This is a genomic window from Erwinia sp. PME.40.26/001 (genome assembly GCF_055556675.1).
Map to the genome: position 1 here is coordinate 1 of NZ_JBVHNP010000414.1, position 239 is coordinate 239.

General features: G+C 58.2%; 1 protein-coding gene. It reads left to right on the top strand.

Annotated features, from left to right (window positions below; all coding sequences use genetic code 11):
* Positions 1-239 (top strand): hypothetical protein (locus tag ACZ3HG_RS24770; RefSeq protein WP_465335184.1); only part of this gene is annotated, 239 nt, incomplete at both ends.

Here is a 239-nt window from a genome sequence, read left to right on the forward strand (position 1 = left end):
CGTGGCTGGAACGCGCCTACGGTTACGCCATGAGGGACCACGAATTGTGGGTCAAGGAACCGCATCTTGCCGGGGAGACCGGACTCTCGCGCTATTTCGATTTCGGAGAAGGGCCGGCGCCGGAGAGCCTGAAGGACGAGACGAATCACTACCAGATTGTGAGCGAATATTTTTTGAAGAATCCCGAACTGGGGAACCGTTTGCTGGTGGACCGGAGCGCTCCCGATGCAGGCAAGACT